At 67.4% G+C, this 25,195-nt stretch carries 26 protein-coding genes; 18 read left to right on the top strand and 8 right to left on the bottom strand.

Annotation, left to right across the window (positions count from 1 at the left end; all coding sequences use genetic code 11):
* Positions 1-30: 30 nt before the first annotated feature.
* Positions 31-486, top strand: coding sequence for an Lrp/AsnC family transcriptional regulator (locus tag JI664_RS20930; protein ID WP_207015729.1), 456 nt, complete (start codon positions 31-33; stop codon positions 484-486).
* Here JI664_RS20930 and JI664_RS20925 read toward each other — a convergent pair.
* The 4 genes from JI664_RS20925 to gatC all read right to left on the bottom strand — a co-directional run bounded on the left by JI664_RS20925 (position 483) and on the right by gatC (position 3,818).
* Positions 483-1,127, bottom strand: coding sequence for an N-acetylmuramoyl-L-alanine amidase (locus tag JI664_RS20925; protein WP_207015728.1), 645 nt, complete (start codon positions 1,125-1,127; stop codon positions 483-485). The genes JI664_RS20930 and JI664_RS20925 overlap by 4 nt on opposite strands.
* Positions 1,127-1,921 carry a hypothetical protein gene (locus JI664_RS20920; RefSeq protein WP_207015727.1) on the bottom strand — a complete coding sequence of 265 codons (795 nt, stop codon included), beginning with the start codon at positions 1,919-1,921 and terminating at the stop codon, positions 1,127-1,129. Before JI664_RS20920 ends, JI664_RS20925 begins: the two co-directional genes overlap by 1 nt.
* A gap of 125 nt (positions 1,922-2,046) precedes the next feature.
* Positions 2,047-3,531: an Asp-tRNA(Asn)/Glu-tRNA(Gln) amidotransferase subunit GatA gene (gene gatA / locus JI664_RS20915; RefSeq protein WP_207015726.1), complete on the bottom strand. Its 1,485-nt coding sequence runs from the start codon at positions 3,529-3,531 to the stop codon at positions 2,047-2,049.
* Entirely contained in the window at positions 3,528-3,818 is a 291-nt protein-coding gene (gene gatC / locus JI664_RS20910) for an Asp-tRNA(Asn)/Glu-tRNA(Gln) amidotransferase subunit GatC (RefSeq protein WP_207015725.1), read from the bottom strand. The genes gatA and gatC overlap by 4 nt, the downstream gene beginning before the upstream one ends.
* A 207-nt stretch (positions 3,819-4,025) precedes the next feature.
* On the opposite strand from gatC, the gene JI664_RS20905 reads away from it, so the two are divergent.
* The 5 genes from JI664_RS20905 to serS all read left to right on the top strand — a co-directional run bounded on the left by JI664_RS20905 (position 4,026) and on the right by serS (position 11,209).
* On the top strand, positions 4,026-5,324 hold the full coding sequence (locus tag JI664_RS20905; protein WP_207015724.1) for an efflux RND transporter periplasmic adaptor subunit: 1,299 nt from the start codon (positions 4,026-4,028) through the stop codon (positions 5,322-5,324).
* Positions 5,321-8,443 carry an efflux RND transporter permease subunit gene (locus JI664_RS20900; protein WP_207015723.1) on the top strand — a complete coding sequence of 1,041 codons (3,123 nt, stop codon included), beginning with the start codon at positions 5,321-5,323 and terminating at the stop codon, positions 8,441-8,443. The genes JI664_RS20905 and JI664_RS20900 overlap by 4 nt, the downstream gene beginning before the upstream one ends.
* 105 nt (positions 8,444-8,548) lie before the next feature.
* Complete coding sequence (locus JI664_RS20895; protein ID WP_207015722.1) at positions 8,549-9,037, top strand: hypothetical protein; 489 nt, start codon at positions 8,549-8,551, stop codon at positions 9,035-9,037.
* 271 nt (positions 9,038-9,308) lie between these two features.
* The gene (locus tag JI664_RS20890) at positions 9,309-9,803 is read left to right on the top strand and encodes a hypothetical protein (RefSeq protein WP_207015721.1); all 495 of its coding nucleotides are present in this window, start codon (positions 9,309-9,311) and stop codon (positions 9,801-9,803) included.
* A 113-nt stretch (positions 9,804-9,916) separates the two neighbouring features.
* A complete protein-coding gene (gene serS, locus JI664_RS20885) occupies positions 9,917-11,209 on the top strand; it encodes a serine--tRNA ligase (protein ID WP_207015720.1) in 1,293 nt (430 codons plus the stop codon).
* A gap of 101 nt (positions 11,210-11,310) precedes the next feature.
* Here serS and JI664_RS20880 read toward each other — a convergent pair whose 3' ends face one another.
* Both JI664_RS20880 and JI664_RS20875 read right to left on the bottom strand, forming a co-directional pair.
* Positions 11,311-13,323: a protein meaA gene (locus JI664_RS20880; RefSeq protein ID WP_207015719.1), complete on the bottom strand. Its 2,013-nt coding sequence runs from the start codon at positions 13,321-13,323 to the stop codon at positions 11,311-11,313.
* A gap of 213 nt (positions 13,324-13,536) precedes the next feature.
* On the bottom strand, positions 13,537-13,920 hold the full coding sequence (locus JI664_RS20875; RefSeq protein ID WP_207015718.1) for a MerR family transcriptional regulator: 384 nt from the start codon (positions 13,918-13,920) through the stop codon (positions 13,537-13,539).
* Between the two features lie 291 nt (positions 13,921-14,211).
* Between JI664_RS20875 and JI664_RS20870 the strand changes: the two genes are divergently transcribed.
* From JI664_RS20870 to JI664_RS20855, 4 genes are read left to right on the top strand one after another with little or no spacing between them, the layout of a single operon-like run.
* Positions 14,212-14,661 (top strand): PaaI family thioesterase, encoded by a 450-nt coding sequence (locus tag JI664_RS20870; protein ID WP_207015717.1) that lies wholly within the window; start codon positions 14,212-14,214, stop codon positions 14,659-14,661.
* The gene (locus JI664_RS20865) at positions 14,658-15,173 is read left to right on the top strand and encodes a PaaI family thioesterase (protein WP_207015716.1); all 516 of its coding nucleotides are present in this window, start codon (positions 14,658-14,660) and stop codon (positions 15,171-15,173) included. Before JI664_RS20870 ends, JI664_RS20865 begins: the two co-directional genes overlap by 4 nt.
* Positions 15,170-16,462 carry an MATE family efflux transporter gene (locus JI664_RS20860; protein WP_207015715.1) on the top strand — a complete coding sequence of 431 codons (1,293 nt, stop codon included), beginning with the start codon at positions 15,170-15,172 and terminating at the stop codon, positions 16,460-16,462. The genes JI664_RS20865 and JI664_RS20860 overlap by 4 nt, the downstream gene beginning before the upstream one ends.
* A gap of 11 nt (positions 16,463-16,473) precedes the next feature.
* The gene (locus JI664_RS20855) at positions 16,474-17,100 is read left to right on the top strand and encodes a hypothetical protein (protein WP_207015714.1); all 627 of its coding nucleotides are present in this window, start codon (positions 16,474-16,476) and stop codon (positions 17,098-17,100) included.
* 7 nt (positions 17,101-17,107) lie between these two features.
* On the opposite strand, the gene JI664_RS20850 is transcribed toward JI664_RS20855, so the two are convergent.
* Both JI664_RS20850 and JI664_RS20845 read right to left on the bottom strand, forming a co-directional pair.
* Entirely contained in the window at positions 17,108-17,824 is a 717-nt protein-coding gene (locus JI664_RS20850) for an RES family NAD+ phosphorylase (protein ID WP_207015713.1), read from the bottom strand.
* Positions 17,811-18,185 carry an MbcA/ParS/Xre antitoxin family protein gene (locus JI664_RS20845; protein WP_207015712.1) on the bottom strand — a complete coding sequence of 125 codons (375 nt, stop codon included), beginning with the start codon at positions 18,183-18,185 and terminating at the stop codon, positions 17,811-17,813. The genes JI664_RS20850 and JI664_RS20845 overlap by 14 nt, the downstream gene beginning before the upstream one ends.
* A 338-nt stretch (positions 18,186-18,523) precedes the next feature.
* Between JI664_RS20845 and ybgC (JI664_RS20840) the strand changes: the two genes are divergently transcribed.
* The 8 genes from ybgC (JI664_RS20840) to tilS all read left to right on the top strand — a co-directional run bounded on the left by ybgC (JI664_RS20840) (position 18,524) and on the right by tilS (position 25,171).
* Positions 18,524-18,928, top strand: coding sequence for a tol-pal system-associated acyl-CoA thioesterase (gene ybgC / locus JI664_RS20840; RefSeq protein ID WP_207015711.1), 405 nt, complete (start codon positions 18,524-18,526; stop codon positions 18,926-18,928).
* Between the two features lie 8 nt (positions 18,929-18,936).
* Positions 18,937-19,326 carry a tol-pal system-associated acyl-CoA thioesterase gene (ybgC, locus tag JI664_RS20835; RefSeq protein ID WP_207015710.1) on the top strand — a complete coding sequence of 130 codons (390 nt, stop codon included), beginning with the start codon at positions 18,937-18,939 and terminating at the stop codon, positions 19,324-19,326.
* A gap of 113 nt (positions 19,327-19,439) precedes the next feature.
* The gene (tolQ, locus tag JI664_RS20830; protein ID WP_207015709.1) at positions 19,440-20,135 is read left to right on the top strand and encodes a protein TolQ; all 696 of its coding nucleotides are present in this window, start codon (positions 19,440-19,442) and stop codon (positions 20,133-20,135) included.
* A gap of 3 nt (positions 20,136-20,138) precedes the next feature.
* The gene (locus JI664_RS20825; protein WP_207015708.1) at positions 20,139-20,636 is read left to right on the top strand and encodes an ExbD/TolR family protein; all 498 of its coding nucleotides are present in this window, start codon (positions 20,139-20,141) and stop codon (positions 20,634-20,636) included.
* 7 nt (positions 20,637-20,643) lie between these two features.
* Positions 20,644-21,864: a hypothetical protein gene (locus JI664_RS20820; protein WP_207015707.1), complete on the top strand. Its 1,221-nt coding sequence runs from the start codon at positions 20,644-20,646 to the stop codon at positions 21,862-21,864.
* Positions 21,861-23,183: a Tol-Pal system beta propeller repeat protein TolB gene (tolB, locus tag JI664_RS20815; protein WP_207015706.1), complete on the top strand. Its 1,323-nt coding sequence runs from the start codon at positions 21,861-21,863 to the stop codon at positions 23,181-23,183. Before JI664_RS20820 ends, tolB begins: the two co-directional genes overlap by 4 nt.
* Positions 23,184-23,325: 142 nt before the next feature.
* Positions 23,326-23,826, top strand: coding sequence for a peptidoglycan-associated lipoprotein Pal (gene pal, locus JI664_RS20810; protein WP_207015705.1), 501 nt, complete (start codon positions 23,326-23,328; stop codon positions 23,824-23,826).
* A gap of 91 nt (positions 23,827-23,917) precedes the next feature.
* Complete coding sequence (tilS, locus tag JI664_RS20805) at positions 23,918-25,171, top strand: tRNA lysidine(34) synthetase TilS (RefSeq protein ID WP_207015704.1); 1,254 nt, start codon at positions 23,918-23,920, stop codon at positions 25,169-25,171.
* Positions 25,172-25,195 lie beyond the last annotated feature (24 nt).

Genomic DNA, 25,195 nt, shown 5'->3' with positions numbered 1-25,195 from the left:
GGCGAAACCCCTCACCCGGGGGGCGGTCCGATGATCGATCTCGACGAAACCGACCGCGCGATCCTGCGCGCGTTGGCCGGGGATGCCACGCTGAGCGCCGGCGCGCTGGGGCGGCAGCTGGGTCTCAGCCAGCCCGCGACATGGCGGCGGATCCGGCGGCTGACCGAGGCGGGTGCGCTGGCCGGACGGCGGCTGGTGCTGGACCGCTCGGCGCTGGGTTTCGGGGTGACGGTGTTTCTGGGGGTGACGCTGGCTGCCAAGGGGCGTGTCAGTCTGGAGGATTTCGAGCGCGCGGTGTCGGCCATCCCCGAAGTGCAGACGGTTCAGCATGTGCTGGGGCTTTATGATTACCGCCTGCGCGTGGTCGCCCGCGACATCGCCGATTTCGAGCGGGTGTTGCGGCGGCGGATCATGACGCTGCCCGGCGTGGGCGCGGTCGACGCCAATGTGCTCCTGAGCGAAGAGCGCAGGCCGGGACCGCTTTAGGACAACGCCGCGACCGCTGCCGCGACAGCGCGGTCCTCGGCGCATTCTGGCCCGGACACGCCGGGGCGAAAGCGCAGGCGAAAGGCCGCGAGGCGCAGGTCGGGCGTGACGTCGGGATAACCGATGCGGTCGAGCGACGTGGCAAGCGGCACCCCGGCATCCCCCGGTGTCTCGGGCCAGATCGCCAGCCCCTGCCGCGCCAGCCTGCGCCAGTCGAAACGCGGGCCGGGATCGACCTTGCGGCCGGGCGCCATGTCGGAATGGGCGATGACACCGTCGGGCGCGATGCCCCAGCGCGGCAGGATCCCGGCGAGCAGCTGTTCCAGCCGGTCCATCAGCGGCGCGGCAAAAGGGCTCTTTCCATCATTGTCCAGCTCGATCCCGATCGAGCGGGAATTCACGTCGCCGCGTCCGCGCCATTCGCCCGCGCCCGCGTGCCAGGCGCGCATCTCTTCCTCGACCATCTGCCAGAGCGTGCCGTCACGGCCGATCAGGTAATGCGCCGAGACCTCGGCGGCGGGGTCCGAAAGCCGGTCGAGCGCGGCCTTGGTCGAGCGCATCTCGGTGAAATGCACGACGACCAGTTCGGGCCGCAGCCGGTCGCGGCGCGGTCCGAAATTGGGCGAAGGACAGGGGCGCATCAGCGGTGTGCCACCGCCTGACGCAGCGGAGTCGGGTCCCACCAGCAGGCGAAGCCGTCGCCGTCGGGGTCCAGATTGTCACGGTCGCGATCGGGGCCGCCCGCTTCGAGGAAGGCGCGCTGTGCGGCGTCCTGATTGCGGAAGCGCAGGCAATTGTCCTGCCACGAAGACCAGCGCATCGGGTTGATGCGGCGATAGACCTCGGTGCCCGGGCCGTGCGGAACGCTGAGCGCGTATTCCATCAGGTTCGGGCCGCCCGATTCCGTGGGCGGCGGCACCGAACCGACGGTAACGATCTGTGCGGGCGCGGGGCCTGCGCCCTGCGCACCGGCGGGCGTACTGGCATCGGCGTGATAGGTCTGCGCGTCGCGGATGCCCTGTTGCGGGGCCTGCCCGGCCACCGGCGTCGCCGAAAACGCCGTGCCGGACTGCGCCGGGGCGGGTGCCGGCATGGGGGCCGGTTGCGCGGCGGTTATGGCCTGAGCCGGGGCGGGCTGGGCCGCGCTGGCTTGCACGGGGGCGAGCGTCTGCGTCTCGATCGGTGCGGCGAGCGGGGCGCCGCTGGCCGGTGCGGGCCGTTCGCGGCGCGGGATCGCATCGACGGTCGAGGGCGCGCGCGCGGGCATTGAAGCGGGCGGCAGGATCGGCGTCTGGTTGGGATTCTCGGCGGTTTGCGGCGGCACTGAATAGGGGATGCCCGAGCGTCCTGCCGTGCGAGAGGAGGCGGGAGGCACTGCCGAGCGGTCGCGCAGGTAGCGCTGGTAATCGCCGAAGCCGACGCCCGTAGTGGTCATGGATGCGTAGCTATCACGTCCTGCGGAGCATCCCGCCAACCCCAACAGGGCCAGCGGAACCGCCAGTGCCAAAATGCGCATGTCTGCCTCTGCTCGATCTTGTTTTTGATCTTATGCAGAGAAGATTACCACCATTTGCCCGGTTTGGAAACAAAACCTGCCGCGTCTTCAAGAACCTGCGCCGTGTTCAGAAGATCCGCCTCGCCCCAGGGCTGGCCGATCAGCTGCAACCCCAGCGGGAGACCCTTGGCATCCAGACCCGTGGGCAACGCCACGCCGGGCAGTCCGGCGAGGTTCACGGTCACGGTGAAGACGTCGTTGAGATACATCTGCACCGGGTCGGCATCCTTCATCTCGCCCAGCCCGAAGGCGGCCGAGGGGGTGGCCGGGGTCAGGATCGCATCGACGCCCTCGGTGAAGACATCGTCGAAATCCTTCTTGATCAGCGCGCGGACCTTGCGGGCCTTGTTGTAATAGGCGTCGTAGAAGCCCGCCGACAGCACATAGGTGCCGACCATCACGCGGCGCTGCACTTCCGGGCCGAAGCCCTCGGCGCGGGTCTTTTCGTACATCTCGGTGATGCCGTCGCCCGCTTCCAGCGTGGCGCGGTGGCCGTAGCGCACCCCGTCATACCGTGCGAGGTTCGACGAGGCTTCCGCCGGGGCAATGACGTAATAGGTGGGCAGCGCGTATTTCGTATGCGGCAGCGAGATATCGACGATCTTGGCGCCTGCATCCTTCAGCATCGCCGCGCCGTCGTCCCAGAGCTTCTGGATCTCGGCGGGCATGCCGTCCATCCGGTATTCGCGCGGAATGCCGATGGTCTTGCCGCGAATGTCGCCGGTCAGCGCCGCTTCAAAATCCGGCACGGCGATATCGGCCGAGGTCGAATCCTTGGGGTCGTGACCGACCATCGCCTGCAGCATGATCGCCGAGTCGCGCACGGTCTTCGTCATCGGTCCGGCCTGATCGAGCGACGAGGCAAAGGCGACTATCCCCCAGCGCGAGCAGCGCCCATAGGTCGGCTTGATGCCCACGGTGCCGGTGAAGGCGGCGGGCTGACGGATCGACCCGCCAGTATCGGTGCCGGTCGCGCCAAGGCACAGATCCGCCGCGATGGCCGAAGCCGAGCCGCCCGACGAGCCACCCGGCGTCAGCGCCGTGTCGTCATTGCCGCGCCGCCACGGGTTGACCGCGTTGCCGTAGCACGAGGTTTCGTTGGACGAGCCCATGGCGAATTCGTCCATGTTCAGCTTGCCCAGCATGACCGCGCCCGCATCGCGCAGCTGCGCCGACACGGTGGATTCGTATTCGGGCCGGAAGCCGCTCAGGATGTTGGACGCTGCCTGCGAGGGCACGCCCTCGGTGCAGAACAGGTCCTTGATGCCGACCGGGATGCCGCACATGGCGGGCGCGTCGCCCTTTGCGATGCGCGCATCGGCAGCCTTGGCGCGTTCCAGCGCGATCTCGGGCGTCTTGTGCACGAAGGCATTGAGCGCATCGGCCGCGTCGATGGCTTTCAGGCACGCTTCGGTCAGATCGACCGAGGTCACTTCGCCCTTTTTCAGGCGGTCGCGCGCTTCGGCGATTGTCAGTTCGTTCAGGCTCATTCCACCACCTTCGGCACGGCAAAGAAGCCCTCGCGGGCATCGGGGGCGTTCGACAGGACCTTGTCCTGGATATTCCCGTCGGTCACGGCGTCCGGGCGGCGTTTCAGGCGCATTGGCGTGACCGAGGTCATCGGCTCGACACCCGTCACATCGACTTCGCCGAGCTGCTCCATGAAGGTCAGGATGCCGGACAATTCCTGCGCCAGTTGCGGCAGGCTATCGTCGGCGACGCGGATGCGGGCGAGTTTCGCCACCCGGCGCGCGGTCTCGATGTCGATGGTGGACATGGGTCTCTCCGGCAGGATCGGACGGGAACGGATATGGATCGCTGTGGGGTTTAGCGATGCCAGCGGTAAGGCGCAAGCATGGGCTGGGCCGCTGGCGTCAACGTCGTTGCGGTGTCGGTGATTTCGCGCGCGGCTCTGCGTCGCCTTGCCGCGAAGGTGAGCGGCGCTTAGCCTGCATTCCGGCGACAGGTGCGGGGGATACGACCGATGCGCAGGATTCTGGCCGTGGTGATGTTCGTGACGCCGATCGCGCTGGGCGCGGTCATTGCTGCGCGGCTGGTCGCGCAGGCGCCCGCGCCGGGGCGCGTTGTCTCGACGCAGGTGGGTTTGGCCGTCCGGGTTGCGCCGGTCGAGCCCCGCGATCTGGTGCCGGTGGCGCAGGGCTGGGGCAATGTGCGCCCCGCCGAGACATGGAGCGCCATCAGCGAGGTGCGTGGCGCGGTGATCTGGCAGGCGCCCGATCTGGAAACCGGGATGCTGGCGCGCGAAGGCGATGTGTTGATGCGCATCGACCCCGCCGATTACGAACTGGCCATCGCGCAGGCCGAGGCGGATCTGGCCTCGCTGAGCGCGGAAAGCGCGCAGATCGAGGCCGAAGCCGACAATACCCGCCGGGTGCTCGAGCTGGAACAGGCCCGGCTGGCACTGAGCGAAGCCGATGCGCAGCGCACCCGCGAGCTGGTCTCGCAGGGGACCGCGCCCGCCTCGCGCGGGGACGAGGCCGAGCGCGCCGTTCTGGCTGCGCGGCGCGTCGTGGTCGAGCTGCAGAACGCATTGGCGCTGATCGGCCCCCGGCAGGATCGGCTGGCCGCACAGCGCGCGCGGACCGAGGCCGCGCTGGCCCGGGCGCGCCGCGATCTGGCGCATACCGAGATCACCGCGCCCTTCGATCTGCGCATCACGCAGGCCCCTGTCGAGCGGTATCAGGTCGTCGCGACCGGGCAGGTGCTGGTCGCGGGGGAAGGGCTGGCGCAGGCCGAGGTCGTCGCGCAGGTGCCGATCGCGGCCTTTCAACGGATGCTGTCGGGCATCGCCTTCGACGGCGGCATTCTCGAGGCGCTGGATGCCGGGCGCACCGATGCCGTGTCGGTCTCGGTCGAGCCGGTCTCGAATCCCGGTCAGGTCTGGCAGGGACGGCTTTCGCGGGTCGAACCGGCGCTGGACCCGCAGGCGCGTACGGTTCAGGCGGTCATCACCGTGGATGACCCGTTTGATGGTGCCCATCCGCCCGAGCGCATCCCGCTGATTTCCAACCTTCAGGCGCAGGTCACGCTGACCGGCCCGGCGCTGTCCGATGTGATTGCGGTCCCGGCCTCGGCGGTGCACGGCGGCATGGTCTATCTCATAGACGCCGAAAGCCGTCTGGAACTGCGCGCGGTCGAGATCGCCTATCGGCAGGACGATCTGGCGGTGATCGACAGCGGGCTTGCGCCCGGTGAGCGGCTGGTGATCGACGATATCGCCCCGGCGATTCCGGGGATGCCGTTGCTGGCGGTGGCCCCGTGATCCGCTGGTTCGCGGGGCATCCGACGGCGGCGAACCTGCTGCTGATCCTGTTTCTGGCGATGGGCGCGCTGTCGCTGCCCGCGCTGATCCGCGAGACATTCCCCGATTTCCGCGACACCGAGGTCGAAATCACCGTGCCCTATCGCGGGGCGGCGGCCTCTGAGGTCGAAGAGGCGATCTGCCGCCCGCTCTGGGATGCGGTGCAGGGCGTCGAGGCCCTGGACGAGCTGCGCTGCACGGCACAGGACAACCGCGCGCGGGCGGTGGCGGTGATGGACGAAGGCGGCGATCCGATCCGTTTCGTCAACGCCCTGCGCACCGAGATCGGCGCCATCGACAGCTTTCCCGCGCGGGCCGAAGATCCGCTGGTGCGCGAATTGCACCGCACCGACGGCGTGGCCTCGGTCGCGGTGTCGGGCGATCTGCCGCTGCACGAGCTTGACCTGTTCGCCGAGGGACTGGCCGACCGGCTGTCGGCTTTGCCCGAGATTGCGCAAGTCACGCTGTCGGGGCTGGGCGAGCGGCAGTTCCGCATCGAGGTCGAGCGCGCGGTGCTGGCACAATACGGCCTGACGCCCGCGCGACTGGCCGATCTGCTGTCTGCCCAAAGCCTCGATCAGCCGAGCGGCGCGCTGATGATGCCGGGGGGCGATCTGCAGCTTCGGCTGACCGAAAGCCGCCGCACATTGGACGAACTGGCCGCGCTACCGGTGCTGGTGCAGGACAATGGCGCGCGGCTGGTTCTGGGCGATGTCGCGACGATCCGCGAAGAGCACGATCCGCCCGAAGAGCGCGCTTATCTGGACGGGGCGCCCGCGATCCTGCTGGACATCCAAAGGCCGCGCGGCACCGATGCCCTGCGCGCGCTCGAAGCGTTGCGGGGCGAGGTGGCGATCACCCGCCGCACCCTGCCGCCAAGCCTGAACGTCGAGATCGTGCAGGACACGACCAGCATTGTGCGCGACCGTCTGGCGATGCTGATCCGCAACGGCGCGGCGGGGCTGGTTCTGGTCGTGCTGGTGATGTCGCTGTTCTTCCGGCCCGGTCTGGCGCTGTGGGCGGCGATGGGATTGCCGGTGGCGATGGCCGGGGCGCTGTTGATGATGTCGCTGACCGGCCTGACGCTGAACATGATCACGATGGTCGCGCTGCTGATGGCTATCGGCATCGTCATGGACGATTCCATCGTGCTGTCGGATTCCATCGCCGTCGAAGCCGCCAAGGGCGACGGGCTGGAAGGCGTGGTGCGCGGCGTCCGGGTGGTGGCGCCGGGCGTCTTTGCGTCTTTCCTGACCACGGTGGCGATCTTCGCGCCGCTCTCGTTCCTTGCCGGGACGCTGGGCAAGGTGTTGCAGGTCCTGCCCGTGGTGCTGATCGCCGCTCTGGCGGCGAGCCTGATCGAGGCCTTTCTGATCCTGCCGCGCCATCTGCGCCATGAGGCCGAGCGCGCGGGGAACCCCCCCGGCGGGTTCCGCCGCCGCTTCGATGCGGGCGTCGATCATCTGCGCGAGGGGCTGGGGCGGGTGGCCGATCTGGCGATCCGGGCACGGTACCTGACGACCGGGCTGGCCATCGGCGCGCTGATCGTGACCCTCGGCGCGGTGGGCGGCGGCGTGGTCAGGCGCGAGGCGCTGCCCGATATCGACGGCGATGTGCTGGAGGCGCGGCTCTTGATGCCGCAGGGCACGCCGCTGTCGCGCACGCAAGAGGCCGTCGCGCAGGTCGAGGCTGCGCTCATGCAGGTCAATTCCGATCTGTCCCCCGATCAACCCGAGGGGCAGCCGCTGGTCGTGCGGCGGATCACGCGGTTCAACCGCAATGTCTCGGCCGGAGAGCAGGGCGCGCATGTCGCGACGGTCAGCGCCGACCTGCTGAGCGCCGAGATCCGCGCGACTTCGCTTGACGACATTGCCGAGGCGTGGCGACAGGCGATCGGACCTCTGGCCGGGGCCTCGTCGCTGGTGATTGCCGAGCCCGGGATCGGCCCACAGGGCGTCGCCATCGAGCTTCGGCTCATGCATCCGGATCTGGATGTCCTGCACGACCAGAGCGCGCGGGTGCTGGCCGAGTTGCGCAGCTATGCTGGCATTCGCAACGCGATGCTCAACCTGCGCCCCGGCAAGCCCGAGCTGCGCCTGACCCTGACCGAAACGGCGCCGGGGCTGGACCTGACCGCCGCCGAGGTGGCCGGGCAATTGCGCGCGGCCTTTCTGGGCGCCACGCTGGACGATGTGCGCACCGGCGCCATCGCGCACGAGGTCGAGCTGATCCTCGCCCCCGGCGACCGTGACGCGCTGGACGATCTGCAGGATTTCCGCTTCCGTCTGCCAAGCGGCGGCGAGGTGCCCTTCGACAGCGTGCTGCGCATGGAAGAGGCGCGCGGCTGGGGCACGATCACACAGGTGAACGGCGCGCGCAGCGTGACCGTGCAGGCCGATATCGACCCGCGTCTGGGCAATGCCGATGCGATCACCGCCGTTTTGCGCGAAACGCTTCTGGACGAGATGACGGCGACGGTGCCGGGACTGCGGATCTCGGTCGAAGGGCAGGCGGAGAACCTGGCCGAAACGGCGGGTTCCATCGTGCGGGGCTTTGTTCTGGGGTTGCTGGGGATTTACCTGATCCTGTCCTTTCAGTTCCGCAGCTATGTCGAGCCGGTAATCGTGATGATGACGATCCCGCTGGCCTTTCTGGGCGTGGTCTGGGGTCATTGGGCGACCGGCTATGATATCTCGATGCCGTCGATGATGGGTGCGGCCTCGCTGGCGGGGATCGTCGTCAACAACGCGATCCTGCTGGTCGAGGTCACCAAGGCCCGCGCCGCCGAGGGCCTGTCGCTGGCCGCCTCTGCCGGGGCGGCGGTCCGCGCGCGGGTGCGGCCCATCGTCATCACCGTTGCCACGACGGTGATCGGCATGGTGCCGCTACTGGCCGAGACCTCACTTCAGGCGCAGGTCCTCAAGCCCTTGGTGGTCAGCGTGGTGTTCGGCATGATCGCCTCGACACTGCTGGTGCTGATCGTGCTGCCGGCCTTCTACGCGATCCTCGGCGATCTGGGGCTGGCAAGGCACGCGCGGGGCGGCCTGAATCCGGGACCTGAATCTGGGCGCAAGCCGTGAAATCCTTGATGTTTTCCGCGGTTCTTCGCAAAATGAAAACGTCTTTCCCGTCGATTGGGAGAGGCCGCATATTTCATAAGTTACCAAGCGGGGGGACCGGACATGATGAAGAAGATACTCACAGGCGCTATCGCGGCGCTGGTGGCAGGCGCGCTGCCGCTGACGGCGGGGGCGTTGACGGGCCGGTTCCATGGAGGCGGCACGCTGTCGAACTGGACCCCCGCCTGCATCAATGACGGCTGGGTCGACACGCCCGAGCGTTACGAGGTGCGCTACCACCCGCGCGGTGTCGGTTCCAACCGCGACCGCGACTCGATTGCCTTTTACGGCGGCCAGACCGCGATGAGCTTCATCCTGAACGGCGGGAATTTCAGCAATAGGTGGCAACCTGTCACCCATGCCTTCCTCGGCAGCGGGATCACGGTGGCCGATCAGAACCAGCCCGAGGCGGCGCGGATTCGCATCCTGTCGATGTGGCCCAACAATCTGGATGAGAATACCGATCAGCCGGTGCGCATCCGCGGGCAGATCCAGCATCTGGCGCTGGCGCGGTGGTGCCGGGTCGATTTCGACGTGATCGTCCAGCAGCGCTGAGACGCTCGCCGCTCAGCCGGGCTTGAAGCGACTACACAGACGGGGGCGCCCGGCGCCCCCGTTTTTTGCATGTGTGGCCCTGCATTCCCGCAGGCCATAGCGGAATTGTGCGCGGGTTTCCTCGTTCCTGCCATCATGCAACCGCATTTTTCCTGTTGGTATTCTGCGGGTGTCCGCACTAGTCCGGGCATCCGGTAACCCGGCGCTGATTGCCGGGATGTACGCGTATCCCGGTCTCGTAGGGCCAAATTCTGCCTCTGATGGGTGTTTCATGACCTTCCGTTCGTCCGCCGTTGCCGCCGTGTCGGCGCTGTTTATGTCCCTCTCCGTCCTGCCTGCCGCTGCGCAATCGGGCCGGTTCGAGGGGGGCGGCACGCTGTCGAACTTTTCGCCCGCCTGCATGAGTGGCGGCTGGTCGGGGCGGCCGCAGACCTATGTCGTGCGCTTCCACCCGGCCAATATCGCTTGGAATACCGATGGCGACACGCTGACCTTTCTGAATGACCACCACGGTTTCAGTGTCGAGCGCGCCGGCGGCAGTTTTTCCCGGTCCTGGCAACCCGTGCGCCACGCTTTCATCGGCGGGCCGATCAGCTTTCGCGATCAGGACAATCACGAGGCGGCCGAGATCCGGCTGATCTCGATGTGGCCGTCCGATATCGACGAGAATACCGCGGGCACGATCCGCATCCGCGGGCAGATCCTGCATCTGGGCCATCTGCGCTGGTGCCGGGTCGATTTCGACATCATCGTCCAGCAAAGCTGAGTCACGGCGACGCCGAGACGGGCCACGGAACGCAGTAACGCGCGGCCTTTCCCCGTGCGGCGCTTTGGTGCATATCAGGCCCCAGACGTTTCGCGCCAGTTTCGAGGACGACAATGCACGATATCCGCGCCATCCGCGAGAACCCCGCCGCTTTCGACGACGCTCTGGCCCGCCGGGGGCTTTCGCCGCTGTCGGCGGAATTGCTGTCGATGGATGAAAGCCGCCGCGCGAAGATCCTTGCCGCCGAGACCGCGCAGGCCGAGCAGAACAAGGCCTCGAAAGAGGTGGGCGCGGCCAAGGGCCGGGGCGACGAGGCCGAGTTCGAGCGCCTGCGCGCGCTGGTGGCCGAGAAGAAGGCCGAGATCGCCGCGCTGAACGCGCAGGCAGCCGAGGAAGACGCGGCGCTGACCGCGCGGCTGGCCGAGATCCCCAACCTGCCGCTTGACGAGGTGCCCTTCGGCAAGGACGAGGACGACAATGTCGAGACACGCCGCTGGGGCGAGCCGCGCGCGCTGGATTTCCAGCCGGTCGAGCATTTCGACATTGCGGGCGTGAAACCGGGTCTGGATCTGGCGATGGCGGCCAAGCTGTCGGGCTCGCGCTTCATGGTGCTGAAGGGCGCAGTCGCGCGCGTTCACCGGGCGCTGGCGCAGTTCATGATCGACACCCACACGACCGAGCACGGGCTGGAAGAATGCTGGACCCCGGTTCTGGTTAAGGATGAGGCGATGTACGGCACGGGCAACCTGCCGAAATTCGCCGAGGACAGCTATCAGACGACGAATGGCTGGTGGCTGATACCGACCTCGGAAGTCACCATGACCAACTTTGCCGCGGGCGAGATCATGGACGGCGCGCAATTGCCGGTGCGGATGACCGCGCATACCCATTGCTTCCGCTCGGAAGCGGGCTCGGCGGGCAAGGATACGACCGGCATCCTGCGCCAGCACCAGTTCGAAAAGGTCGAGATGGTGACCCTCTGCCATCCCGACGAAGCGCTGGCCGAGCATGACCGCATGACCGGCTGCGCGCAGGCGATCCTGGAAAAGCTGGAACTGCCCTATCGCACCGTGGTGCTTTGCACCGGGGACATGGGCTTTGGCAGCCAGAAGACGCATGACATCGAGGTCTGGCTGCCCGGCCAGAACGCTTATCGCGAGATCTCGTCCTGCTCGACCTGCGGCACGTTCCAGGCGCGGCGGATGAACGGGCGGTTCCGGCCCGAGGGCGGCGGCAAGCCCGAATTCCTGGCGACGCTGAACGGCTCGGGGCTGGCCGTGGGGCGCTGCCTGATCGCGGTGTTGGAGAACGGCCAACAGGCGGACGGTTCGGTCACGCTGCCGGCGGCGCTGCATCCGTGGCTGGGTGGCAAGACCCGCATCACGCCCGAAGGCACGCTGGTCTGACGGACAGGACCGGGGGCGCTGCCCCCGGACCCCCGGGATATTTGGGGATTAAAGACGGGGCGGGCGGTTTTTCGGGAACCGTCCGCCCTTGTCTTTAGCGGTTACTCGGCGGCGACAGCGGTCTCCGAGACGAGGCCGACAATGTCCATCATGATGCGGTTGAGTTCGAAATCCTTGGGCGTGTAGACGGCGGCGACGCCCATGGCCCGCAGACGGGTGGCGTCGTCTTCGGGGATGATGCCGCCGACCACCACGGGCGTGTCGCCTAGGCCCGCTTGGCGCATCCGCGTCATCAGTTCTTCGACCAGCGGCACATGGCTGCCCGAGAGGATCGACAGTCCGACGACATGCGCCTGCTGCTCGAGCGCCGCGTCGACGATTTCCGACGGAGTCAGGCGGATGCCCTCGTAATGGATGTCCATGCCGCAATCGCGCGCGCGGGCGGCGATCTGTTCGGCGCCGTTGGAATGGCCGTCTAGGCCCGGCTTGCCGACCACGAATTTCAGGCGGCGCCCCAGCCGTGTACTGACCGTATCGACGGCGGCGCGGATCTCTTCCAGCCCCTCTGTACGGTTCGACGGGTTGCGCGAGACGCCGGTGGGCGCGCGGTATTCGCCGAAGGCCCGCCGCATCACAAGGCCCCATTCGCCCGTCGTGGCCCCCGCTTTCGCGGCGCGGATCGAGGCGGGCATGACATTGGCGCCCGAGAGCGCGGCGTCGCGCAGCGCGGTCAGGGCGGCATGCACCGCGGCTTCGTCGCGCTCGCTGCGCCACGTGGTCAGGCGGGCGATCTGGTCGGCCTCGGCATCGGCGTCGGCGACCATGATCGCGCCTTCGCCGGTGGTCAGCGGCGAGGGTTCTGTGGTGGTGAAGCGGTTCACGCCCACGACCACGGTTTCGCCGTCCTCGATCCGGGCGATGCGCTCGGCATTGGCCTCGACAAGGCGGCCTTTCATATAGTCGATCGCGTCGACCGCGCCGCCCATATCATCGATGAGCGCGAGTTCGTGGCGCGCGCCCTCTTTGAGCGCCTGTACCTTGGCATCGACCACCGGGTTGCCGTCGAAGAGGTCGCCGTATTCCAGAAGATCGGTCTCGAAGGCGAGGATCTGCTGCATCCGGAGCGACCATTGCTGGTCCCATTTGCGCGGCAGGCCGAGCGCCTCGTTCCAGGCCGGCAGCTGCACGGCGCGGGCGCGGGCATTCTTGGACAGCGTCACCGCCAGCGCCTCGATCAGGATGCGGTAGACGTTGTTTTCCGGCTGCTGCTCGGTCAGGCCCAGCGAATTGACCTGCACGCCGTAGCGGAAGCGGCGATAGCGCGCATCCTCGACGCCGTAGCGCTCGCGGCAGAGTTCGTCCCAGAGTTCGGTGAAGGCGCGCATCTTGCACATCTCGGTCACGAAGCGGATGCCCGCATTCACGAAGAACGAGATACGGCCCACCATCGCCGGGAAATGCTGCGCCGGGACCTTGTCCTTCAGGTCATCGAGCACGGCGCAGGCGGTCGCCAGCGCGAAGGCGAGTTCCTGTTCGGGCGTCGCGCCCGCTTCCTGCAGATGGTAGGAACACACGTTCATCGGGTTCCATTTGGGCAGATGCTCGCGCGTATAGGCCGCGACATCGGTGATCATGCGCAAGGACGGCTTGGGCGGGCAGATATAGGTCCCGCGCGAGAGGTATTCCTTGATCAGGTCGTTCTGCACCGTGCCCTGCAGCTTGGTGATATCGGCGCCCTGTTCCTCGGCCACGGCGATATAGAGCGCCAGCAGCCACGGTGCGGTCGCGTTGATCGTCATCGAGGTATTCATCTGCTCAAGCGGGATCGCATCGAACAGCGCGCGCATGTCACCGATATGGCAGACGGGCACGCCGACCTTGCCGACTTCGCCCCGGGCGAGTTCGTGGTCGCTGTCATAGCCGGTCTGGGTGGGCAGGTCGAAGGCGACCGACAGGCCGGTCTGCCCCTTGGACAGGTTGGTGCGGTAGAGTTCGTTCGAGGCTTTCGCGGTCGAGTGGCCGGCATAGGTGCGAAACAGCCACGGCTTGTCGCGATCGGCCTTGTCGTGATCGGCCTTGTCGCGGGCGGGCTTTTCATCAGCGGGCTGGGTCATGGCGGAGCCTCCGGGCAGGACGTGAGATCGTGCAGTCGCAGCGCAATATTCTTGCTGGAATGGAATAGTCACGCGAAACATAATGTCAAGCCGGGAATCGCTGCGTTGCGGCGCAGCGCGGGTCCGGGGGCCTGCGGAGCAGAGCGCGCAAGCGGATTGAGCGCGTCCGGGCAGGGCCGGGCACGCGCGGGAATTCACCGCAAGCAGGGGGTGTCAGGCTTTGCTTTCGCTTTCGGCGAGGCGCGCGGCCTCGTCACGGAGCTGGCGCAGATCCTCGATCGTCACGGCCAGTTCCTCGCGCTGTTTGGTCAGCGCGCCAAGCTGGCGGTTGGCCATGCCGACGAAGGTTTCAAGCTGCGCCTTGGTGCCTTGCTTTTCGTAGATTAGCAGCCATTGGCGCAGTTCTTCCAGCGCGAAACCGAAGCGGCGTCCGCGCAGGATCAGCGTCATGCGGGCGATTTCGCGCGGGCCGTAGAAACGGTTGCGCCCTTCCTTTTCGGGCGTCAGCAGCTCGATATATTCGTAGTAGCGCAATGTGCGCGGCGTCACGTCGAACCGCGCGCACATTTCCTTGAAAGACAGTCTCGTCTCGGTCATCGGCCGCCTTGCGGAAAGTCTTGTCCCAACGTCACGCAGGGTAGGGCGCGGATCGTGCAAGTGCAACCGGGTTCCCGTTAGGCGTGTGGCGGTGCACGACGCCGGGGCGTCAGGGGCCGTGACCAAGGGGGCGCTGCGCCTGTCGGTTGTGCGGCCCGGTTAGCGCCGCTATCTGCGCCGCTGCGTCGGGGGACGACACGGGTGTCGCGAGCCTTGATATCCGGCGGGCTTCGGGCCATGCCTTTGGGCAGGCGCCCTGCGCCCGCAATGTCAGAGCATGCAGGAATATCCATGACCGATCCGACCGCCGCGCAGCAATTCATCGAGGCGATTCCTCATTCCAAGGCCCTGGGGATGACGCTGGAAGAGATCGGCGACGGCAGGGCGGTGATCTCGATGCCCTATGACACGCGGTTCATCGGCGACCCGGCGACCGGTGTGATCGCCGGGGGCGCGGTCTCGGCGCTGATGGATACCTGCTGCGGGGCGGCGGTGATGACCTTTCCCGGCGCGCGGGGCACGGCGACGCTGGATCTGCGCATCGATTACATGCGCGCGGCCAAGCCCGGCCAGCGGATCATCGCGCGGGCCGAGTGTTTCCATGCGACGCGCACCGTGGCGTTCGTCAAAGCGACCGCGCATGACGAGGACGAAGGTCTGCCCGTCGCGACCGCCTCGGGCGCGTTCACGATGGAAAGCGTGACGCGGGCCCCCGGCGCGAAGACGGAGGGCGCGCAATGAGCCGGCCCCGTCCCGAACCTGTGCAGGTGGTCAAAGAGCGTCGCGACCGCGCGCTGAAGACGCTGGTGGGCGGCATTCCGTATGTGCAGTGGCTGGGCATTCAGTTCGACCGCCGGGGCGATGAGCTGACCGCGACCCTGCCTTTCGATGAAAAGCTGATCGGCAACCCGTTCCTGCCGGCGATCCATGGCGGCGTGACCTCGGCCTTTCTGGAAATCACGGCGATGATCGAGCTGAGCTGGTCGATGCTGTGGGAAGACATGGAAAAGGGCGCGCTGGACCCGCAATCGGTCGATGACGCGCATCTGCCGCGCTTGCCCAAGACCATCGATTTCACCGTCGATTACCTGCGCTCGGGCCTGCCGCGCGATGCCTATGCCCGCGCGCGGGTGAACCGCTCGGGGCGGCGCTATGCCTCGGTCCATGTCGAGGCGTGGCAGGACAACCGCACGCGGCTTTTCGCACAGGCGACCGGGCATTTCCTGATCCCCTCGCGCGACAAGAGCGCATGACACCGCTCACCCATGGTCGGGTGCTGAAGATCGCCGTGCCCATCGTCGCGGCGAATGTCACCGTGCCGCTGCTGGGGCTGGTCGATACCGCCGTGGTGGGCCAGCTGGGCGAGGCCGCGCCGATCGGGGCCGTGGGTCTGGGCGCGGTGATCCTGACCGCGTTCTACTGGGTGTTCGGTTTCCTGCGGATGGGCACGACCGGGCTTGCGGCGCAGGCGCATGGCCGGGGCGATACCGCCGAGACCGGCGCGATCCTGAAGCGCGGCCTGTTGATCGCGGGCAGCGTCGGCTTGGCGCTGATCGCGCTGCAGCCACTTCTTTTCGCCGCCGGTTTCGCGCTGGCGCCAGCGTCCGATGCGGTCGAAGGGCTGGCCTCGGATTACCTGCAGATCCGCATCTGGGGCGCGCCGCTGACCATCGGGCTTTACGCCATCACCGGCTGGCTGATCGCGCTGGAGCGCACGCGCGCGGTGCTGGTGCTGCAGATCCTCGCCAACGGGACGAATATCGCGCTGGATATCTGGTTCGTGCTGGGGCTCGACTGGGGCGTGAGCGGCGTCGCCGTCGCTACGCTGATGGCCGAGGCCGTGGGGTTCAGCTTCGGTCTGTGGCTGTGCCGCGACGGGCTGAAAGCCACGGGCGCGCGGATCTTCGACGCGGCGCGGCTGCGGCATATGGCGGGCGTCAACGGCTATATCATGGTGCGCTCGATCATCTTGAAGGGCTGTTTCGTCGTTTTCATGTTCCTCTCTGCAGGGCGCGGCGATGTGGTGATCGCGTCGAACCAGATCCTGCTGCAATTCCTCGAATTCCTCGCCTTCCTGCTGGACGGCTTCGCCTTCTCTGCCGAGACGCTGGTGGGGCAGGCGATGGGCGCGCGCTCGGCGGCGGCGCTGCGGCGCGCGGCGCGGATGACGGGGATCTGGGCGCTGGGCGGCGCGGTGGTGATGGCGCTGGTCTTCGCGCTGGCGGGGCCATCGATCATCGACGCGATGACCACCGCGCCCGAGGTCCGGACCGAGGCGCGGCTCTACCTGCCGTGGATCGTCATCGCCCCTCTGGCCGCTGTCGCCGCCTATATGTTCGACGGCATCTATATCGGCGCGACCTTCACCCGCGAGATGCTGATCACCGTGGCCTTCGCCGCCTGCTGCTACGCGCTGGCGCTGTTGCTCAGCTGGCCCTTGGGCAATCACGGGTTGTGGCTGTCGCTGACGCTGTTCAACGTGATGCGCGGAGTGTCGCAGGCGTTTCTGTATCCCAGAATTGCACGCTCGATCACGGCTTGATAGCTGGGGCCATGACCGATGCGCTCACGCCTGACCAGATCACCCGCCTCTTCACCCGCTCGGACGGGCGCTATGCCTTTGCCCGCTGGGGCCGTCCCATCGCGCCCATCGTTTTCGGCACCGATGACGCGACGTTGCGCACCATCAAGGGCGCGATCGAGGCCGTCGTGCTGCTGGCCGGTCACAAGATGGCCGAGGTCGATCCCGAACTGGGCACCAACCTGATGGTGTTTTTCTTCCGCGATTGGGACGAGCTGCTGGCGGTGCCCGATCTCGACCGCGTGGTCGAGGGGCTGGACACGTTGGTGCCCCGGCTCAAGGCGCAGGACGCCAATCAGTACCGCGCCTTTCGCTTCGACGAGGACGGCGCGATCAAGGCGGCCTTTGTTTTCGTGCGGATGGACGAAGGGATGAGCGCGCTGCCCGCCGAGGATATCGCGCTGATGCAGGCGGTTCAGGTGATCCTGCTCTGGGGCGATCAGGCGTTTCGACAGATGCCGCCGCTGGCGCGCGCCAACGGCGTGACCGTGCTGCGTCCGGAAATCGCCGCCGTGATCGCTGCCGCCTATGACCGGGTGATGCCCGTCGCGGCAGACGATGCCTCGCACGCGCTAAGGTTGTCGGCGCGGCTGATCTGAGCGGACGCTACGCTGGTTCCAGCGCCTGCTCGCCCACCCGGAATTCATGCGCCTGTCGCAGCGTCTCGTTCGTCAGCACGACGCGGTCGCCGGTCAGGTGCAGGTGCCATGTCTGACTGGTCAGCGGCTCGGGCCGGGCGAAGGCGGGGCAGGTCAGCACCGCGACATTGGCCCGTTCCAGCGGATCGCGGACCGAGCTGTAGCGGATCGCCTCGCATCCGCGTGCCCGCGCCTGATCGGCCAGATCGAGGCAATCGCCGTAATCCACCGGATCGGTCCAGCGACCCAGCCCGGCATTGTCGGAAGCGGTCAGGTCCAGCGCCACGGGCGCGTGGATCTCGGCCAGGATCGCGGAGCAGGCGCGCGGGATCGTCGGCAGGGGCGTGCCCGGTGCCGCGCGGAAAAACGCCACGCTGCCCCACGCGCTTTCGATGGCGGCGGTCAGCGGATCCTCGGCGGCGTAATAGACGCCCGGCGTCGGCCCCGCGCGGCGAAAGCGCGAGGACCGGGGATAGCAGCCATAGCGAAAGGGCGTGCTGAACTGGTAGTCGAGATGCGCGCATTCTTCGGGGATCTTTGGCTTGGTCGTGTCGAGCAGGGCTTCCAGTCGCGCCTGCTCGGCCACCGAATCGGTGATCTTGCGCGTGGCGGGGCGGTATTGCCCCTCGATCAGCCGCCAGACATTGCCCAGATAGGGCGTATAGTGCAGCTCAGATCGGGGCACGCGCGGCGTCCAGATAATTCATCACCGCGACCAGCCCGGCGGCGCTTTGCGCCAGCTCGGCGGGGACGCCGTTCAGATCGCGGTTGGGCGCGCGCATCCATGCCCGTGCGGATTGCACATCGCCGCCGGTGATCGCGTCAAGCGACCGGAAGACGCGGATCAGATAGAGCGCCAGTTCAAAGGACTTGCCGCTGACGCCCGCGCTGTCCTTCATCTTCGAGACCTGCGACGGACTCGTGCCGATGATCGCCGCGATCTCGGACCCGCGCAGACCCAGCGCCGCTCCGGCGCGGATCACGGCGCGGGCGACAAGCTGGCTGTCACCGGGTTCGGTGGTAGGGTCGGGCAGGGCGAGGGACATGGCGGGACCTCGGGGCAGGTGATTTCCTTGGAAATAAATATAGGGATTGTTGATGAGGAAATCAAATATTCCGGTACAGGGCATGAAGGCGCGTTCGGGGCCGCGTGATGATCGGCGGATATCGGCAAGGCTCGGGTTTCGCCTTTGCCTTCAGTGGTCTGTCTTCAAAGGCTTCCGATGTGCTTGCCCTGAAACCTGACGTAGCGGCAAGAAATCGGGGCCATCATCGTCCGAACCGCTTGACAAACCGGCGCCTCTGCGGCCAGCCCTTCGAAAAGCCGCCTTTTTGGCACCAAGCGCCGGGAGCAACCCGGACAAGACACGTCGAGCGCCGAGCCATGCATACCTTCCCCGTGACCGTCTATTACGACGAGACCGATCTCGGCGCGATCGTGTATCATGCGAATTACATGAAGTTCATCGACCGGGCGCGGGCCGACTGGGTGCGCAGCATCGGCGTCGACCAGAACGCGCTGCGGGAACAGGGCTTCGTCTTCGTCGTGCACCGGATCGAGGCGGATTTTCTTGCCTCGGCCAAGCTCGAAGACCGGCTGACGATCCGGACCAAGGTCAAAAGCGTGAGTCGCCTTCGGCTGGTGCTGGACCAGAAAGTGTATCGCGGCGAAACCTGCTTGTTTCGCGCGCTGGTGACCATCGCGCTGGTCAGTCTGGACGGCAAGCCGCGCAGATTGCCGGAAGAACTGACCGCGCTGGGGGAACTGGGCGCGCTGCTGACCATGTGAGGCCCCGAATGCACCGCTATCCCGTCACCGTTCATTACGAAGACACCGACCTTGGCGGTATCGTTTATCACGCTAATTACCTGAAATTCATCGAGCGCGCGCGCTCGGACTGGGTTCGGGCGCTGGGCATTGACCAAGTGGCCTTGCGCCGAGAGGGCGTGATCTTTGCCGTTCACCATATCGAGGCGTGGTTTCAGGCGCCCGCAACGCTGGACGAACAGCTGAGCGTTCATACCAGCGTGATCGAGGCCGGCGTGGCGCGGCTGGTGCTGGATCAGCAGGTCTATCGCGGCGAGACCTGCCTGTTTCGCGCGCAGGTGACGCTGGTTTCCATGACGACCGAAGGCAAACCGCGCCGGCTGCCGAAAGAAGTGCGGGCTTTAAGCGGAAACACGTAACAATCGCGTGGTTGTATTGGTGTTAGGCTTGGAAACACGCTATTCTCAGGCCAAAGAGGGCCGCTGCAAGGCAAGCGCCCCGGAACGCGTGCGGAACGAGCAGGAAACACGGCATGGATACCTCGACACTGGCGCAGGCCAGCGACATCGATTTTTCGCTGATCGCGTTGTTTTTGCGCGCGACGCTGACCGTCAAACTGGTCATGATCATGCTGATCGTGGCCTCGTTCTGGTCTTGGGCGATCATCATCCAGAAGCATCTGGTGTTCCGCCGCGCCCGCAGTGACGCCGCGCGGTTCGACACGGCCTTCTGGTCGGGTGAGCCTCTGGATGAACTCTACGCCCGTGTCGGCGCCAATCCCGCGAGCGGCCCCGAACGGATCTTCGCGGCGGGCATGTCGGAATGGCAGCGCTCGCACCGTCAGGACGGGGCGATGATCCCCGGCGCGGCGCAGCGCATTGACCGCTCGATGGACGTGGCCATCAACCGCGAAGTACGCGAGCTGAATGGCGGGCTGACTTTCCTTGCCACTGTCGGCTCGGCCAGCCCCTTCGTGGGTCTGTTCGGCACCGTCTGGGGCATCAAATACGCCTTCGAGGAAATCGCGCTGGCGCAATCGACCAACCTTGCCGTCGTGGCGCCGGGGATCGCCGAGGCGCTGCTGGCCACGGGTCTGGGCCTGCTGGCGGCTATCCCGGCGACGATCTTCTACAACAAGCTCAGCGACGACAGCGACACGATCGCTTCGGGCTACGAGCAGTTCGCCGACGAATTCGGCACCCTCCTGTCGCGCAATCTGGACGGCTGAGCCATGGGTGCGCAATCGATCAAACGGCAGGGCGGAAGCGGCACGCGCCGGCGCCGGCGCGGACAGGCCGCCAAGATGTCCGAGATCAACGTCACGCCCTTCGTGGACGTGATGCTGGTGTTGCTTATCATCTTCATGGTGGCCGCGCCGATGCTGGTCGTGGGCGTGCCCGTCGAATTGCCGCGCACCGCCGCGGGCGCGTTGCCCGCCGAGCGCGAAGAGCCGCTGTCGATCACCATCGGCGCCGACGGGTCGCTGGCGCTGATGACCACCCCCGTGGCCGAGGCCGATCTGCTGCCGCAATTGGAAGCGATTGCCGCCGAGCGCACCGGCGACCGGGTGTTCCTGCGCGCGGATGGCAGCATTCCCTATAGCCGCGTCGTGCAGGTGATGGGCGCGCTGAATGCGGGCGGGTTCAACAATATCGGTCTGGTGACAGAGACCGGCGGTCCCGATTTCGGGGCAGCGGGCGCGGGAACCGGAGCTGCCTCCGGGCAGTAAATATACCATGGCGTCGTTCTCACTGGCTCAGATGAACACGGGACAGAAGGTCTCGGCCCTGCTGCATGGCGGGCTGATCGTCTGGATCATGGTGTTCGATATCTTCGCGGCGCCCGATCACTCGATGATGCCCGAGGTGACCGAGGTCGCCATCGTGTCCGAGAGCGATTTCGCCGCGATGTCGCAGCCGGCACCGGCTGAGGCTGCGCCCGAACCCGCCCCGGCGCCCGAACCCGAACCCACACCCGAACCCACACCCGAGCCTGCTCCGGTCCAGACGCCCGCGCCGGTCGCCCGGCCCGAGCCTGTGGCGACGCCGGAACCCGTCGCCCCGCCGCCGCCGCCTCCGGCGCCCGAGCCTGAACCCGCGCCGCCTGCGCCCGCCCCCGAGCCTCCGCAGGCTGCGGTGACGGCGCCCAGTGTGACGCCCGACGCCGCGCTGACGCCGGTCCAGCCCGATGCCGAGCGCGTCGCGCCCGATGCCGCGCCGACGCCCGACCCCGACATTGTCACCGCGCCGACCGATCAGGCCGCGATCACGCCCGATGCGGAAGCCTCGGTCGATGCGCCCGAAGCGCAGGAAGCCACGCAGCGCGAGGCGGCTGCGACCGAGACGGTGACCGAGGCCACGACGATCGACGAGACCCAGCCCGCGCAGCGCACCGCGACCGCGCCCGAGGTCTCGATGCGTCCGCGCGCCCGCCCGCAGCAGCGTCCCCAGCAGGTCGCCGCGGCGGAACCGGAACCCACGCCGACCCCAACGCCCACGCCGGAACCCGAACCGCAGCCCGAACCGGAACCCGATACGCAGGGACCGAGCGCCTCGGCGGTCGAGGACGCGCTGGCGCAAGCCCTTGGCGGATCGCTGGACGGGGCTCTGGGCGGCGCGCTGGGTCAGTCCGGCGGCTCATTGAGCCAGGCGGACATGGACGGCCTGCGCCTGAGCGTCGAGCAATGCTGGAATGTCGGCATCCTGTCGACCGAGGCGCTGAACGTCGTGATCACCATCGCCTTCGAGATGACGCCCGATGCCCGGCCCGTGGAATCGAGCATCCGTCAGGTCAGCGCTTCGGGCGGATCGGCGGGCGCTCAGCAGGCCGCTTTCGACGCGGGGCGACAGGCCATCGTGCAATGTGGTACGAACGGCTATGGCCTTCCCTCGGATCTTTATGACCAGTGGCGTCTGGTCGAAATCACCTTCAACCCAGCCCGGATGAGTACGCGATGACCCAGATTTCCCGCCGCCCCGTGCTTGGCCTTCTGGCCGGTCTGGCGCTTGCGCCGCGCGCCGCGATGGCGCAGCAGCCCCTGAGGATCGAGATCACCGAAGGCGTGATCGAGCCGGTTCCCTTCGCGATCCCCGATTTCGTGCCGGAAAACGCGGCAGGCGGCGAATATGCCGCCTCGATCGCGCGGGTGATCGCCAACAACCTGTCGAGCACCGGACTGCTGCGCGAGATCCCGACCAGCGCGCATATCGGCCGGATCGGCAGTTTCGACAGCCCGGTGCAGTTCTCGGACTGGCGCGCCATCAGCGCACGGGCGCTGATTACCGGCGCGGTGCGCGTGAACGGCCAGCAGATCACCGTGAAATTCCGGCTGTTCGATGTGGTGTCGGGCCAGCAACTGGGCGACGGGCTGCAGCTTGACGGCTCAACGCAGGCCTGGCGCCGGATGGCGCACCGGGTTTCGGATCAGGTCTATATGCGGCTGACCGGCGAGAGCGGCTATTTCGACAGTCGCGTCGTCTTCATCGCCGAGAGCGGCCCTGCCAATAACCGCCGCAAACAGGTGGCGATCATGGATCAGGACGGCGAGAACGTGCAATACCTGACCGACGGCACCGCCTTGGCCTTTGCGCCGCGTTTCTCGCCCACCGGCGACAGGATCCTGTTCACCAGCTACGAGACCGGCTTTCCGCGGATCTATCTGATGGATGTCGCCTCGCGCTCGCGGCGGATGATCGGCGATCAGCCCGGCACGATGACCTTTGCGCCGCGCTTCTCGCCCGACGGCCAATCGGTGGTCTATTCGCTATCGGTGGACGGGCGGACCGATCTCTACCTGCTCAACGTGGCCTCGGGCCAGCGCTGGCAGCTGACCCAGACCGAGGCGATCGACACCGCGCCCAGCTTCTCGCCCGACGGGCAGCGGGTGGTTTTCGAAAGCGACCGCTCGGGCAATTCGCAGCTCTACACGATGTCCCTGCAGGGTGGCACGGCCTACCGCATCAGTCAGGGGCAGGGGCGCTATTCGACGCCGGTCTGGTCGCCGCGCGGCGACATGATCGCCTTTACCAAGCAGCATAACGGGCGCTTCCACATCGGCGTGATGCGCACCGATGGCTCGAACGAGCGGCTGCTGACGGCGAGCTATCTCGACGAGGGTCCCACCTGGTCGCCCAATGGCCGCGTCATCATGTTTACCCGCGAAGAGCCTGGCGCGAATGCGCTGCTGATGTCGGTCGATATCACCGGACGCAACCTGCGCCGCATCCCGACACCGGGGCCGGCCTCGGACCCGTCATGGTCGCCGCTTCTGCCCTGATCGCGGCGCGCCCTGTCAGGACACGCAGAACGCCGCGCAACGTGATCTGCGCCCGATTCCCCAGTCGCACGGCCTCTGATAGACTGTGCCCGAGGCCGGCCCGGCAAACGTGGATAACGGCGGATAAAAAAGGACGAGAGACATGCAACTTCTGACGAAGGCCATTCTGGTCGTGGCCGCGCTGGCGCTGGCCGCGTGTAACAACCCCCGCGGCGGCGATTACGACGAGCCGACCGGCGGCATGGGCGGGATCGGCTCGACCGCGCTGGGCGATCCGAGCGATCCGACCTCGATCGCTTATTTTAACCAGACGATCGGCGACACGGTGAACTTCACCGTCGATTCGAGCGAGCTGTCGCCGCAGGCGATGACGATCCTGCGGACGCAGGCGGCGTGGCTTAATCGCTATCCCGATTACCAGATCCTGATCGAAGGCCATGCCGACGAACGCGGCACCCGCGAATACAACGTCGCGCTGGGCGCCCGCCGGGCGGCGCGCGTGCAGCAATTCCTGATGCAGGAAGGCGTCAGCGCCGCGCGCCTGCGCACCGTGAGCTATGGCAAGGAGCGCCCGATCGAGGTCTGCGCCCAACAGCGCTGCTGGGACCTGAACCGCCGCGCGGTGACGGTGGTTTCGCGCTGAGCCCGATGGCACGCGCGGATGGAGAGGCCGGGGGGCTGTCTGCCCCCCGGACCCCCCGAGGATATTTCGAGATTAAAGATGGGGCAGGGTCGTGACGGACCCGGCCCTTTTGTCGTTGATGCGCACGGCCTGCGACGGGATCGCGCGCGTGGGTATCGCGGTCTCGGGCGGCGGGGATTCGGTAGCGGCTTTGGTGCTGGCGGTCGAGGCTCTGGGGCCCGGGCGGGTGGCGGCAGTGACGGTGGATCACGGCTTGCGGCCCGAGGCGGCGGCGGAAGCGGCCGGCGTCGCGGCGCTTTGTGCGCGGCTGGGTGTGGCGCATGACATCCTGCGCTGGGAGGCCGGGCCGCAGGGCGGCAATCTGATGGATGCGGCGCGCGCGGCGCGGATCGGCCTGATCGCGGGCTGGGCGCAGGAGCGCGTGGGAGCGGTCGTGCTAGCGCATACCCGCGACGATCAGGCCGAGACGGTGCTGATGCGGCTGGCGCGGGGCTCGGGCGTGGACGGGCTGTCGGGCATGGCGGCGCGGCGGCATGCCGAGGGGGTGTTGTGGCTGCGCCCGTTTCTCGATGTTTCGCGCGGGGATCTGCGGACGGCGTTGAGGGCGCGCGGCGTAGGTTGGGTCGAGGATCCGACGAATGCCGATCCGCGCTTTCTGCGGGTGCGGGCGCGCCGGGCGCTGGCCGAGCTGCAGGCGCTGGGGATCGAGGCAGGCGGGCTGGTGCGCACTGCCGGGCGGATGCAGCGCGCGCGTGCGGCGCTGGACGCGCAGGCGCAGGCGGTGCTCGCGCGCGACCTGCGCGAAGAGCGGGGCGTGCTGATCGTGCGCGGCGCTTTGGCGGGCGAGGTCGACGAGATCCGTGCGCGGGTCATGGCGCATCTGGCGATGGCGTTGTCGGGCGCGGCGTACCGCCCGCGTTTCGACGCGTTGCAGCGCTGGCTGTCGGCGGGTGAGGGCCCGCTGATGGGCTGCGTTTTGTGGCGCGAAGGCGGGGACTGGTATCTTGCGCGCGAGGCTCAGGCGGTGGCCCGGCTGAGCGCGCCGGTCGGCGAATGCTGGGACGGACGGTGGCAGGCGCAAGCGCCGGATGCAGCGGCGGCGGAGGGCGCTGTGATTCGCGCATTGGGCGAATCGGGGCTGGCGCAGCTGGGACGACAGGCGCGTGACGGTTGGCATCCGCATCCGCGCGAAACCGGGCTGCCGCGCAAGGTACTGGCGGGATTGCCGGCGATCTGGCGCAACGAGGCGCTGCTGGCCGCGCCGCTGGTTTTCTGGCCCGAAGGATGGGCGCTGACTGCGCGACCTGTCGCCGCGATCCAAGACAAGCCGTCACAATCGCATTGAAGTCACCCGCCGCATCACTATCTT

This window comes from Rhodobacter sp. NTK016B (assembly GCF_017303295.1).
GTDB lineage: Bacteria > Pseudomonadota > Alphaproteobacteria > Rhodobacterales > Rhodobacteraceae > Pararhodobacter.
This window is presented reverse-complemented; position numbering and strand designations above follow the sequence as displayed.